This window comes from Odoribacter laneus YIT 12061 (assembly GCF_000243215.1).
In the GTDB taxonomy this organism is placed as follows: domain Bacteria; phylum Bacteroidota; class Bacteroidia; order Bacteroidales; family Marinifilaceae; genus Culturomica; species Culturomica lanea.
Genome location: NZ_JH594596.1, coordinates 1,394,839 through 1,407,266, shown reverse-complemented (window position 1 = coordinate 1,407,266; position 12,428 = coordinate 1,394,839). Strand labels below are relative to the sequence as shown.

The 12,428-nt window shown below is 39.9% G+C and carries 10 protein-coding genes; 5 read left to right on the top strand and 5 right to left on the bottom strand.

Annotation, left to right across the window (positions count from 1 at the left end):
• Positions 1 to 40: 40 nt before the first annotated feature.
• The 3 genes from HMPREF9449_RS05855 to HMPREF9449_RS05845 all read right to left on the bottom strand — a co-directional run bounded on the left by HMPREF9449_RS05855 (position 41) and on the right by HMPREF9449_RS05845 (position 4,366).
• Entirely contained in the window at positions 41 to 1,030 is a 990-nt protein-coding gene (locus tag HMPREF9449_RS05855) for an EamA family transporter (protein ID WP_009136321.1), read from the bottom strand.
• A 12-nt stretch (positions 1,031 to 1,042) separates the two neighbouring features.
• Positions 1,043 to 2,473 carry an amino acid permease gene (locus HMPREF9449_RS05850; protein ID WP_009136320.1) on the bottom strand — a complete coding sequence of 477 codons (1,431 nt, stop codon included), beginning with the start codon at positions 2,471 to 2,473 and terminating at the stop codon, positions 1,043 to 1,045.
• Positions 2,474 to 2,755: 282 nt separating this feature from the next.
• Positions 2,756 to 4,366: a fumarate hydratase gene (locus HMPREF9449_RS05845; RefSeq protein ID WP_009136319.1), complete on the bottom strand. Its 1,611-nt coding sequence runs from the start codon at positions 4,364 to 4,366 to the stop codon at positions 2,756 to 2,758.
• A 150-nt stretch (positions 4,367 to 4,516) separates the two neighbouring features.
• Between HMPREF9449_RS05845 and HMPREF9449_RS05840 the strand changes: the two genes are divergently transcribed.
• From HMPREF9449_RS05840 to HMPREF9449_RS05825, 4 genes are all read left to right on the top strand, one after another.
• Positions 4,517 to 5,857 carry a M48 family metallopeptidase gene (locus tag HMPREF9449_RS05840; protein ID WP_009136317.1) on the top strand — a complete coding sequence of 447 codons (1,341 nt, stop codon included), beginning with the start codon at positions 4,517 to 4,519 and terminating at the stop codon, positions 5,855 to 5,857.
• 443 nt (positions 5,858 to 6,300) lie between these two features.
• Complete coding sequence (locus HMPREF9449_RS16995; RefSeq protein ID WP_187118591.1) at positions 6,301 to 6,471, top strand: transposase; 171 nt, start codon at positions 6,301 to 6,303, stop codon at positions 6,469 to 6,471.
• A 167-nt stretch (positions 6,472 to 6,638) separates the two neighbouring features.
• Complete coding sequence (locus tag HMPREF9449_RS05830) at positions 6,639 to 7,343, top strand: type 1 glutamine amidotransferase domain-containing protein (protein ID WP_009136315.1); 705 nt, start codon at positions 6,639 to 6,641, stop codon at positions 7,341 to 7,343.
• Positions 7,344 to 7,685: 342 nt separating this feature from the next.
• On the top strand, positions 7,686 to 8,912 hold the full coding sequence (locus HMPREF9449_RS05825; RefSeq protein ID WP_009136314.1) for a competence/damage-inducible protein A: 1,227 nt from the start codon (positions 7,686 to 7,688) through the stop codon (positions 8,910 to 8,912).
• Between the two features lie 360 nt (positions 8,913 to 9,272).
• On the opposite strand, the gene HMPREF9449_RS16565 is transcribed toward HMPREF9449_RS05825, so the two are convergent.
• Both HMPREF9449_RS16565 and HMPREF9449_RS05820 read right to left on the bottom strand, forming a co-directional pair.
• Positions 9,273 to 9,440 carry a hypothetical protein gene (locus HMPREF9449_RS16565; RefSeq protein WP_156793295.1) on the bottom strand — a complete coding sequence of 56 codons (168 nt, stop codon included), beginning with the start codon at positions 9,438 to 9,440 and terminating at the stop codon, positions 9,273 to 9,275.
• 270 nt (positions 9,441 to 9,710) lie between these two features.
• Positions 9,711 to 10,328, bottom strand: a complete 618-nt coding sequence (locus HMPREF9449_RS05820; protein WP_009136313.1) for an HdeD family acid-resistance protein — start codon at positions 10,326 to 10,328, stop codon at positions 9,711 to 9,713.
• Between the two features lie 230 nt (positions 10,329 to 10,558).
• Here HMPREF9449_RS05820 and HMPREF9449_RS05815 point away from each other — a divergent pair, with 230 nt between their 5' ends.
• Entirely contained in the window at positions 10,559 to 12,424 is a 1,866-nt protein-coding gene (locus HMPREF9449_RS05815; RefSeq protein ID WP_009136312.1) for a tetratricopeptide repeat-containing sensor histidine kinase, read from the top strand.
• The last annotated feature ends 4 nt before the right edge of the window (positions 12,425 to 12,428 follow it).

The window sequence follows — 12,428 nt, the reverse complement described above, 5'->3', positions numbered from 1 at the left end:
TGGGAGTATTCAAACATTTATGCGTTTGAATAATTTAACGTTATTCGGTAATAAAACTCTTGGAACGGGCGTTGATAGTTGCTTTCGTGGGCATGACCAATATCAAGACAGACCCGAAGAGAATAAACCCTCCGAGCAGATAATCTTTGATATCCAGATTCGGCTTCATTGCGGTGTAAAAGCCGGCAGCGAATAATTCGAAACTATATGTTAAAGCTGGCTGGAAGACACGGAAGGCCATAAAGGTTTCTGTTTTTGTCCATTTGAGTGCGGCGTAGAAAAAATAAACAGAGGCAGCATTGATAAAGAAACCGGCAATACAAGCGCTGATAATAGTGGCTGGATTGAGAACATCGGATATAGTGGGTAGATAATGGAGAAACGAGAAAATAGCCGGTAGATTTGATCCGATAACAAATTTCAGGATGGCTATAAAGAAAAAGAAGATAATTAAAGCCAGGCCTGCGATAAACATTGTAAAACCGGAAATACCGCATTTTTGGCGGACGGTTGTGTCCGGGTTTTTAAGAGTCGTTTCTTCCACGACGATAGATCGGATACAACTCGCGGTAGCTGCAATTAATAAGAGTACGACAGCTGGTATGCGGATAGAAGGGGAAAGGGAATAAATGAAGAGGATAAATCCGCCTGAGATGACGAGTATACCCCAATAATCTCCCCGGTGGGGAATCCTTTTGAAAAAAAGATAGGCTAAAAGGTAAGAAATGACTACTTCTATGTTGATAAGAATACTGGTTTCTGTGGTGGTAATATAGAGGTAAGTCGATATCATAAAAAAACTTTTCGTTATCTGCATAATTGTATACAGCCAGGAGTAGCGTACACCGCTTTTCCAGCTTTCGGGAGCGACTTGTTGACGGATCAGTAAGAGGGCCACTCCGGCAGAAAAAACAAGGAAAGACGTAAAGACGATGATATTCACATCGAATTTCAGAATACAGTAGCGGTTAACGACGCCTAAAAGCGACCAAATAATGACTGTTCCCAGAGCGTAGGCCGATCCTTTCATAAACGATTTTTTTTATTTGAAATCTAAAAATTTCCATTCGATTAAAAGAGAGAAAAATAAGGCGGCTGCCAGGAGTCCTATGACATAGCGGTCGGTTATTTTAAATATAGGAATCCCTGCTTTTCGGTCGTTCCAATGAGTGATTTCATAAAAGAGGATACCGATTATATAAACCCCGGAAGATAATAATAAGAGGTGAATATTTCCTGCATAGATTACCCACAGACAATACAATACGGCAGTTGTCCCGATGATAATGGCTATTTGTCGGAGGATGTTTTTGTCTTGGTAGATTTCTTTATGTAGTCCGGATTTTACCATAAACATGGCGCTGAAAATATAAGTAGGAAGAATTAATATACCGGAGATATCGATGCTGAGTAAATAAAAATGGGGAGCTTTTATGACCAGAAAAAAAAATAATTGGATAAAGGCGGAAGTGATAAGCAAAGAAGCGATAGGGGCTTTATACCGGTTTGTTTTAGCAAACCAAGCAGGCAGTACCCGGTCCCGTGCGGCCTGTGCCGGTAATTCGGCCGCAATAATTGTTCCTACCAACCATGCTCCTGCTACTGCTATGATAACACTGACATTGACGAATATCCGGGCCCATTCACCGACACCTTTTCCTAAAATCTGTGCTAATGAAGGATCGTTTAATTGGGCCAGTTGGCTCTGCGGCATAAAACCGAAAGAGAGGATGCAGATAATCACATTCAGAAATAAACAAATGATATAACCGATGACTGTTGCTTTTCCCACATCGGCTTGCCGTAAGGCGCGGGAAGAAACGACCATAGCTCCTTCTATTCCCATGAAAAAAAAGAGAGTCGTCAGCATGGTACTATTAATCTGGTCGGAAAGCGGTCCCAAATGACTTTCTTTTCCCCAGAAATCGAAATCCATCAGGGAATAATCGGCGAAACTGAAAAGGAGAAAAATAATCAGCAAAAGAGAAGAAAACTTGAGGATAGTGGAAAGGGTGTTAATGGTTGCCGCTAATTTCATACCTCGGGCAACGATGAAAGTAAAGAGCCAGGTGAAAATAGAACAAAATATCAGTGTTGGCCAACTGTGCTTTAAAAGCAAGGGGAAAAACAGGCCGAATGCATCATTTAACATGATTGCTAATACTGCATTTCCGATAGCGTTTCCCATCCAATAGCCCCAGGCAATATTGAAACCGGCGTATTCCCCGAATCCGCTACGGGTATAAGAATAAATACCATTGGAAAGATCCGGTCGAACAGAAATGAGGGTTTTAAAAGTGAGTGCAATGGCCAGAATACCTATTCCCGAAATAATCCAGGAGATTATAATTGCACCCAAACTAGCTTGGTGGGCTAAAATTTTAGCGATATTAAAAATTCCGCCACCGATAATTCCGCCGACCACAATGGCAATAAGTCCGATCAGGCTTAATTTTGTTTGCTGCTGCTCCATGTGCCATTGTACGCAGTTTCGTAAAGAATTGTTTAAGGAAGTGGAGAGATAGAAAGGAGGAATTTACGTTTAAACCCTTCTGAAAATGAAAGTCCGAAAAGTTCGTTTTTCAGATAAATAGCATTTCCTGACACTCCAGGCTTCTTTCCTACTTACTGGTAACAAAACCGGTATTTCTGATTTATGCTTTAGTCAGAAAAAGGGATGCGTTATCAGTGAAGCGTTCGTCTACTTAGCTGAAAAACGATTTTTCGGACGAATTAATTCTATTTTAATTTAACTTTAATGGGACCATTCGGCAAAAAAGTCATTTCCTTTGTCGTCTACGATGATGAAAGCCGGGAAGTTTTCAACCCGTATTTTACGTACGGCTTCCATACCCAATTCTTCAAAGTCAACCACTTCTACAGATTTAATACTGTTCTTGGCTAAGATTGCAGCCGGTCCGCCGATAGAGCCCAGATAAAAACCTCCGTGTTTTTTGCAGGCGTCTGTTACGGCCTGAGAGCGGTTTCCTTTAGCGACCATAATCATAGATCCTCCCAGGGACTGGAATAAATCGACGTAAGGATCCATACGTCCTGCGGTCGTTGGACCAAAGCTGCCGGATGGCATACCTTGAGGCGTTTTTGCTGGTCCGGCATAATAAACCGGATGTTTTTTGAAATATTCAGGCATGGGTTTACCTTCGTCTATCATCTGTTTAATACGGGCGTGAGCGATATCCCGGGCCACAATTAAAGTTCCGGAAAGATTCAGGCGGGTTTTTACCGGATATTTTGTCAACTCTTTCAGTACATTTTCCATGGGCTGGTCGAGGTCAATATTGATGGCCGGGGCTAAGGCCGGAGATTCTGCCGGTAAGAACCGGGCTGGATTTTTTTCTAATTGTTCCAAGAAAATTCCGTCTTCCGTAATTTTGGCTTTAATATTCCGGTCTGCGCTACAACTTACTCCTATACCAACAGGGCAGGAAGCTGCATGGCGGGGAAGCCGGATCACTCTGACGTCGTGTACCCAGTATTTGCCTCCGAATTGGGCGCCAATACCTTTTTCCTGGCAGATTTTCAGGATTTTTTCTTCCCATTCCAAATCCCTGAAAGCACGTCCGCCTTCATTTCCGGAAGTGGGTAAATTATCGTAATAACCGGCAGAAGCTTTTTTGACTGTAGTCAGACAAGCTTCAGCAGATGTTCCTCCGATGACAACGGCTAAGTGGTAGGGAGGACATGCAGAAGTTCCCAGGTCCAATACTTTCTGAGAAATAAATTTAGTGAGCGTTTCTTCGTTCAATAAAGCTTTTGTCTGCTGGTATAAAAAGGTTTTATTGGCGGACCCTCCTCCTTTTGTCATAAACAGAAATTTATAGGCATTTCCCTGAGTTGCATACAGGTCAATTTGAGCCGGTAAATTAGTCCCCGTATTTTTTTCATCTGTCATGGTGAAAGGAACCACTTGAGAATACCGGAGATTCCGGTCGCGATAAGTTTCGAATACCCCTTTACTAATGGCTTCGGCGTCATTATAGCCCGTGTACACGTCCTGTCCCTTCATTCCAATACAAATCGCCGTACCGGTATCCTGACAGGTGGGCAACTGACCCTCAGCCGAAACGACTTGATTTAACAATAACGTATGGGCTACGAATTTGTCGTTATCACTGGCTTCCGGATCTTTTAAAATATTAGCTACCTTTTGCAAATGAGAAGCACGAAGGTAAAACGAAACGTCTGCATAGGCTTCGCGGGCTAATAATTCCAGTCCTTCTTTTTCTATCTTTAATATTTTACGTCCGTCGCATTCTACCGTTTTTACATAGTCTTTTGTTAAAAGACGGTATTCCGTTGTGTCCTTTTCCAAGGGAAACGGTTCTTGATATTTAAATTCTGCCATGATGTTAATGGTTTTATAAAGTTATAAATGATACAATACCACTTGAATAATATTCGGCAACGAAATTAAGATTAATAAGTGAAAATGACTAAAAATTTTAAAGAAAAATTTCTCTAATTCGAAAACAAACATTCCGTTTTTTCAAAAGGGATGATTGTTTGTAATTTTCTCTATATTTGTTTGCTTTTTTATGAAAAAGAGGAGGAAGGAGGGTATCGTTTTGCAGATAAATCTAGAGGAATAATGGATAGCGAATTTGTCTTTTGGATCATCATTATCTTTTTAAGTGCTGATTTCATTATCGAAAAGGTATTAGATGCTTTGAATATACGGGATATGTCTCCCTGCTTGCCTGAAAAGCTGAAGGGAATTTATGACGAAAAAGAATACGAGCGTTTTCAGAATTATAAGCGGGAGACCCATCGGTTTAATCGTGTGAGTTCCGCTTTTTCTTTTATAGTCCTGATTATTTTTTTCAGTGCCGGTGGGTTTGGTTGGTATAATGCCTGGGTCGTGGGGATAACGGATAAAATCCTTTTGCAGACGTTATTGTTTATGTTGGGATTAGCTGTGGTTTCTACCTTGTTGGAAATGCCTTTTGACTGGTATGCTACTTTTCGGATAGAAGAAAAATACGGATTTAATAAAATGACGGGAAAGACGTGGGGATGGGATGCTTTAAAGGGATTCTTCCTGTCCCTACTTATCGGTGGTATTATTTTAACGGCTGTCGTGGAGGTTTATCGAGGGACAGGGACCTATTTTTGGTATTATGCTTGGGGAATCATCAGTTTCTTTTCTTTGTTTATGGCCTTATTTTACTCTCGTTTGATCGTGCCTCTTTTTAATAAACAAATTCCCTTGGAAGCAGGAAGTTTGAGGGATAAAATAGAAAATTTTGCTCGAAGGACAGGTTTTAAATTGAAGAATATCTATGTGATAGATGGGTCAAAACGCTCTACGAAGGCCAATGCTTATTTTACAGGTTTTGGACCCGAGAAAAGGGTTGTTTTATACGATACCTTAATAAAAGAGCTGACAGAGGAAGAGATTGTAGCTGTTTTGGCCCATGAAATCGGGCATTACAGAAAGCATCATACGGTACAATTTATGCTTGCCTCTATTCTTCAGACAGGTATAATGTTGTGGTTGTTTTCCTTATTAGTGAATGAACCGGCCTTGTCAGAAGCATTGGGAGGAGAACGGGTTTACTTCCAGTTGGGATTAGTGGCTTTTGTTCTTCTTTATACTCCCGTTAGTATGCTAATTGGTTTGTTTATGAATGCCTGGTCGAGAAAAAACGAATACGAAGCAGATGCTTTTGCTGTCGGGCAGGGGGTAGCAAAAGATTTGATTTCCGGTCTGAAAAAGATCTCTGTAAAAGCATTGAGTAATCTTACTCCTCACCCTTGGTATGAATTTGTTTATTATTCTCATCCCTCCTTATTGAAAAGAATAGCGGCTATAGAAAGGAGGAGTTCTTCGGGGTAAAAAATAAGTTTGTTTCAAAACGAAATTGTAGACTGTATTCATACCTATAAACTCTCTGTTAAGCTTAAATAAAAAATAGTAAACGAAATTTGGAGAAAATAAATTCCACCACGGCCTAAAGGTCACCTTCTGGAAGAGTGCTATCCACTTGCGGTAGAGGAACTCCAAGGGCTTGAGAACGTGAACCTGAGAAATGAAATAAACCTTTATGACGAAGATGAAACCCTTGGTTGCACTGAAGGTTATGTCCCTTAGGATTGGTAGTTTCTCAATGAGGATGTTTGTTTCTTCTCGGAAAAATCTTATCAGTTTAACTGCTTTGGTTTGATTAACGGACAAAGCCAATATTTCTGGCAAATTACTGAGAAGAATATCAATCCCGAATTTATCTTGAGCTTTTTCGAAAAGATGTCTTTTACATAAGCCGTATAACATTTATTGTCTTGGATAATACGAGAATACACAAAACGAAAGATATCGGCGAGAGAATACTATGTTGGCAGAAAAAAGGATTGTTCCTCTTCTTTTTGCCTCCATATCTGTTGCATTTGAATATTGTAGGGACTTTTTGGAGAAAACTCCAGAAAGAAGAGCTTGTCCAGGGAATTAGCTGAGCAAAGATACATGGCGTTATGCACCCAGCGGATACATGGCTGATAGGGGAAACGGAACGAATACGAAATGATTTCATTTTAATGCAAACTAATTGTTGTGGAGTACTTCATATGTAACACGTTAACCTATTTGCCCGTATTATACATTACTCAAAAAACTATCAACTATGGATATTTTACATATACTGTTGGTTGTAACAGGAACCGGCAAGTACCCTAATATAGATTTGAAAACAGGATTATGGCTAAGTGAGTTTACACATATCTATCACGGCGCAAAAGAAAAGGGGTATTCTATTACCGTAGCAAGTCCGCAAGGAGGCGGTATCCCCATAGATCCCGTGAGTCTAAAGCCGATATATCTTGACAAACTTTCCAGAAACTACTGGAACGATCCGAAATTCCGGGATATGCTATGCCACACGAAGAGTTTGAAGGAGGTCAGTGGACAGTTGTTTAACTTTGTCTATCTGGCAGGCGGCCATGGCTCTATGTTTGACTTCCCGGATAATTTAGCTTTGCAGGCGATTATCAAAAACCATTACGAAGATAATAAAAAAGTCGGGGCAATTTGTCATGGCGTATGTGGATTACTGCATGTGAAACTGTCCTCAGGCCAATATTTGATAAAAGGTAAAAAACTTACCGGTTTCAGTTGGGTGGAAGAAATTTTGGCCGGAAGGAGTAAGGTCGTACCGTTTAATCTTGAAGCCGCACTTAAAGAACGTGGGAGCGATTACAGCAAATCACTTATCCCTATGATACCGAAAGTTGTGGTAGACGGTAATCTAATTACCGGGCAAGATCCATTCAGTTCGAAAAAAATGGCTGAAATCGTTTTGCGACAAATGGCTGGAAATCAAAAAGATTGATAAAGGAATGGATGGGAAAAAATTTTACAACAGCATGATCTCAATGCGACGGGAGGGGGAATCAGGCTGTTGTGAATATACCGGGAACGGATGAATGGTATATAATTAATCATCCTCATCCTTTAGGGGATCGAAATGGAAATCACCGGAAGGTTTGTGTCGATAGGGTGGAGTTTGAGGAGAACGGATATATAAAACCGGTAAAGCTAGCGTTTGAAGAGGGCAGCAGACGAAAAATATAAATTCATTTTTTTGCCGTTTTTGTTCATAACTTTAGAGGGCAAAAGAAATAAGAGAGGGAAAAATATTGTAGTTTTGCTGACCGTTCAAATTTGATTTCATATGAATGCAATTGTTATTACTATTGGAGATGAGATACTATTAGGGCAGATACTGGATACAAATTCCCGTTATATTGCGGAGCATTTGACAGCGATAGGGGTGGAAGTGAAAGAAATGCTTACTGTCGGAGATAAACAGGATGAAATATACGGTACGGTGGATTATGCGATGGGAGAAGCCGAACTAGTTGTGGTAACGGGGGGATTGGGACCTACAAAAGATGATATGACCAAGAAAGTACTGGCAGAATATTTCGGTTCCAAGTTGATAGTCAATGCTCAGGCGATGGAATGGTTGGAGGAATTGTTAAAGGGAAGGGGAATTGCTTTGAATGAAAATAATAAGGGACAGGCTATTCTACCCGATAATTGCCGGATATTGAGGAATGAAAAGGGGACGGCTTGCGGAATGTGGTTTGAAAAGGGGTGGAAGTCTTTAATTTCTTTACCGGGAGTTCCGTTTGAGATGGAACATCTTTTGGAAAATACGGTCATACCGGAGTTAAAAAGACGTTATCCGAATTTGCAATTGGAATACCGGATGCTGAAGGTGTACGATATACCGGAATCTGAATTGGCAGAGCGTTTGGAGAAATGGGAAGAAGCTTTACCCGAAGGTTTGGGACTGGCTTATTTACCTTCACCTGGTTTGGTAAAACTGCGTCTTACAGCTAAGGGAAAAGCGGTCGCTAAATTAGACGCTTATAGTTCTACCTTAAAAGCGGAATTGGCAGGTTTACATTATGTGGAAGGAGAAGAAGAAACTGTCGAAAAACAATTCGGAGAAATATGTCTCCGTAAGGGGGTGAGTGTCGCCACTGCTGAAAGTTGTACAGGGGGATATATTGCTCATCTGATTACTTCTGTTCCGGGAAGTTCTGCTTATTTTAAGGGATGTGTGGTGGCTTATGCCAATGAGGTAAAAGAGAAAATATTGGGAGTAGGGGCGGCGGATATAGAAACGTGGGGGGCTGTAAGTGAGAGTGTGGTGCGGCAGATGGCAGAGGGGGTGAAGCAACTGATGCGGGTTGATTATGCCGTTGCTACTTCCGGTGTAGCCGGACCCGATGGAGGAACTACCGAAAAACCAGTGGGTACGGTCTGGATTGCGGTTGCAACTCCTCAAAAAACAATTGCTCGAAAATTTGTCTTTTCTTTTACCCGGGAACGGAATATTGCTAAAGCGGCAGTAAAAGCTTTAGAGCTGTTGATCGAAAATATAAAATAGAAGACTCCGGAAGAAAAAGAGATAAAGAATATTTCATCATGGTTCAATGCTATATTAAACTGTAAACATTGTTCTTCCTATTCCTTCTCCATTAAGTGCTGAAGAGACTGTTAAAACGGCAATAAGGGTATTTTTAAGTTCGTTAATTAATATACACTGTTTTTTACTCGGAATTTAATGCTTTACAGTAACGTTAGGAGGATGCTTGTACATCTTCTCGTTTACTTTGTTCACATCTTTGTCGTTCAATTTCTTGTCTTCCATTAATAGAGGGCTAAGAGACTCCTGTTAGGAAGCAGGAACCTGGCCGGAAATTCTTCTTCCGGCACACTTTTTACCCCAAAACTTTCGATTTATTCCTTATCCTTTCCATTTAAAAAGATCAATCCCCTGGAATCTGTCACAAACCTTATTTTTATTATAGCTATTCAATAAAACTTTCCACCAGGCTTGTGAAAAATTAATTCTATTTTTTATAAAATTTACCCCTGCTTCTTCTGTACTTACAGAAATTTCTCTTGCCCCCAATGGAGAGAAAATTTTCTGTTTTATATTATCATTCAGAGGTGAATTTTATATTTGAGGCCTCTTGTATTAAGTTTGAAAGTTCTATAAGTATAGTGTATACATTAGGATTTTTTCTAATTTCCTCAATAAACTCCCTTCCTTGAGGTTTATATAATTTTGTAACTAGGTATAAAGTCTAAATTTTATATTATAATTAAATCTACATAAAATTTAGCTTTCTGAGATGAATTTCTCTTTTATTATCTCCATTGTTTGCTGGAGAGAATAATTCTATTTTACTTCTTCGTAATCGGTGTCTTCGATAGAGTCTCCTCCCATTTTGTTTTGCTGCTCTGTAGCATGGGCTTTTTTTCGTAGTTTATTGATGCGGTACTGGCTAATGAGGTCTGTCAGTCCGTAAAATATAGCTGTAGCTCCCAAGATAATGACGACATATTCTGCGCTGCCCCAAGGTTTGAAAATGACGATTAAGCCGGCCAATAAAATGATGATGGGGTAGAAATAATGAATGGCAGCAATAGGGCCGAATTGACGGGCGGCTGCAAGAGTTGCTAATTGGGCGATGGCAGCCAGAATCAGAATACAGCCTAAAATGATCATCAGTACAGTAGTGAAAAAAAGAGGAATCGACACGAGTAATATGCCCAGAATAATACTTCCGATTCCATTTAACGAGAGAAGTCCGTCGGAACGTTGGGCTGCTTGTTGTTGGCGGTAAGACATGATAAAGGCCATCATACCGGTCAGTAAAAACAAGGCGCCGATTACAATGACTATCGTTTTCAAGGCTACATGAGGCCATATAATCAGAACGATGCCGATGAGGATGGATATCAGGGCACGGTATACTGCGTTTCTGTAAGTTGTTTTACTGTAAATAATTTTCATAGCTCCTTTTTTATGAACTTTCGTTCGGATTAATCTAACGAAAGTAATTAATTTTTGTTAGACTATATCAATTTTTAATTCAAAAGCTTTCAAAATTTTACAACTGGACTTTAGAAGAACTTATTTTATCCTTATTTTGCTTTTATACTTTCTGGGGGAATCGGAAAATTGGAAGAATAAGAATAAAGATTAACTTTGTCCATTATAATTCGGATAAGGATCGGGTGCCGATGAATAGATTTTTAAAACATATCGTTTTATGTGTGTGTGGCTTATGGCTTATCCATCCGGCATGGGCGGGAGAAAGGCGAAAAATTACTTGGCCGGAGACTGTTTTACAAGAAGAAATCATTCAGTCTTTTCGAAATAGCTTGGGTTTTACGTATTTGCCTGAAAAAGGTAAAACCCAGAAAGATATAGATAGTCTTTTGTTTGTTTGGGAGGGGGAAAAGCAATATGATTCTTATTTTGAATTGAGGCGGATCGCCATTAAATCAAAAGCTTTACGGGGAGAGACACGGCTTGCTATTGCTGAAAGCGACCGGATGTATTCTAAGGCCGTGGCTTTGGATCATTCTTTGGGCCGGGCATTGGCGCTGAATGTAATCGGAGAAGTATATGCTCTTACGGGAAGAGATCAGGAAGCTGGAGATGCCTATAAAAAAGCTTTGACTCTTTTTGATACATTAAAGGTAGATCCGGCATTGATAAAAATATTGTTGGTAGAACTTACCGAATATTATCTTCATATCAATTATCCGACAGGGGCAGGAGAGTGTATAGAACGGCTGAATAAAATGCCGCTCGGGGCTTCTTTGGAAACGGAGCAGGCAATCCGGTATATTTTCAATGCGTATTATGAAATTTCGAAAGGAGATGTTTCTGCTGCCAAGCAGTATTTGGATAAGGTATCTTCATTTGTTTCTGTTTTACCACCTGCTGTTTTACGGCATTTCTTTATTGTCGAAGCGATGTATTTGACGAAGGTAGGTTTGCAAGAGCAAGCTTTGGAAAGCTATGAACAATTCTTTAAGACAAAGGATATTTATAATAATCACGCTTTGTATGTGATTGCATTGAAAAATAAGGCGGATTTGTACCGGGTGATGGGACGTAAAGAGGAAGCGTATGAACAGTATAATGCGATTTATGCTTATATAAAGTCGACATTCGAAAAAAACTATCCCAAGGAGATTGACCAGCTGACAACCCGTTTCCAGGCCGAACAATTGGCCTACCAGAATGAAAGAGACAGACATTTATCCATGCGGTATTATACAATCGGAATTATATTGTGTGTAGTATTATTGCTTGTATTTTCCTTTTTCAGTTGGAAAAAAATATTCCGGTTAAGGTTGTCAAAGCGGAAATTGGAGGTAATGACCAGGAAGGCTGAAAATGCAATCAAGCGGAAAAATCTGTTCTTATCGAATATGAGTCATGAAGTACGCACTCCCTTAAATGCCATTGTCGGTTTTTCCGGCTTATTGGCATCGGAAGATATGGATCTGGATGCGGCCTCCGAAAAAGAATATTGTGAAATTATCAAGGTGAATTCTCAGCAACTCCTGAATTTGGTAAACGATATTTTGGATTTTTCAGATTTTGAAGGAGAAAATATAAAATTTAATATCAGGCAGAGTGATGCTGTAAAAATCTGTAAGGACGTGATAGAAACCATACGGGCTTCTTATCAGCTTCAGGTAGAATTATCTTTTATAACGGAACTCTCTGAATTATTTTTGGATACAGATGATGCCCGGCTCAGACAAGTATTAATCAATTTATTGGTAAATGCTACAAAATTTACGAAGGAGGGATCCATTGTATTAAAACTGGAAATCAGTCCGGAAGATGAGGAGATGGCCCTTTTTTCTGTGACGGATACGGGTTGCGGAATTCCTCTTGAAAAACAGAAATTGATTTTCGAACGTTTTGAGAAACTGAATGATTTTGTACAAGGGAGCGGGTTAGGGCTTTCTATTTGCCAATTGATTGTAAAGCATATACAGGGTAGACTTTGGGTGGACCCTCATTACATGCAAGGGGCACGTTTTTGCTTTACGCATCCTTTGAAGTATAAATCTCCCCTATAAAAAT

What these genes read in the sequence shown, in the direction of transcription:
- HMPREF9449_RS05855 (WP_009136321.1), bottom strand. Translation starts at nt 1,030, where the DNA reads ATGAAAGGATCGGCCTACGCTCTGGGAACAGTCATTATTTGGTCGCTT.
- HMPREF9449_RS05850 (WP_009136320.1), bottom strand. Translation starts at nt 2,473, where the DNA reads ATGGAGCAGCAGCAAACAAAATTAAGCCTGATCGGACTTATTGCCATT.
- HMPREF9449_RS05845 (WP_009136319.1), bottom strand. Translation starts at nt 4,366, where the DNA reads ATGGCAGAATTTAAATATCAAGAACCGTTTCCCTTGGAAAAGGACACA.
- HMPREF9449_RS05840 (WP_009136317.1), top strand. Translation starts at nt 4,517, where the DNA reads ATGATTGTTTGTAATTTTCTCTATATTTGTTTGCTTTTTTATGAAAAA.
- HMPREF9449_RS05830 (WP_009136315.1), top strand. Translation starts at nt 6,639, where the DNA reads ATGGATATTTTACATATACTGTTGGTTGTAACAGGAACCGGCAAGTAC.
- HMPREF9449_RS05825 (WP_009136314.1), top strand. Translation starts at nt 7,686, where the DNA reads ATGAATGCAATTGTTATTACTATTGGAGATGAGATACTATTAGGGCAG.
- HMPREF9449_RS05820 (WP_009136313.1), bottom strand. Translation starts at nt 10,328, where the DNA reads ATGAAAATTATTTACAGTAAAACAACTTACAGAAACGCAGTATACCGT.
- HMPREF9449_RS05815 (WP_009136312.1), top strand. Translation starts at nt 10,559, where the DNA reads ATGAATAGATTTTTAAAACATATCGTTTTATGTGTGTGTGGCTTATGG.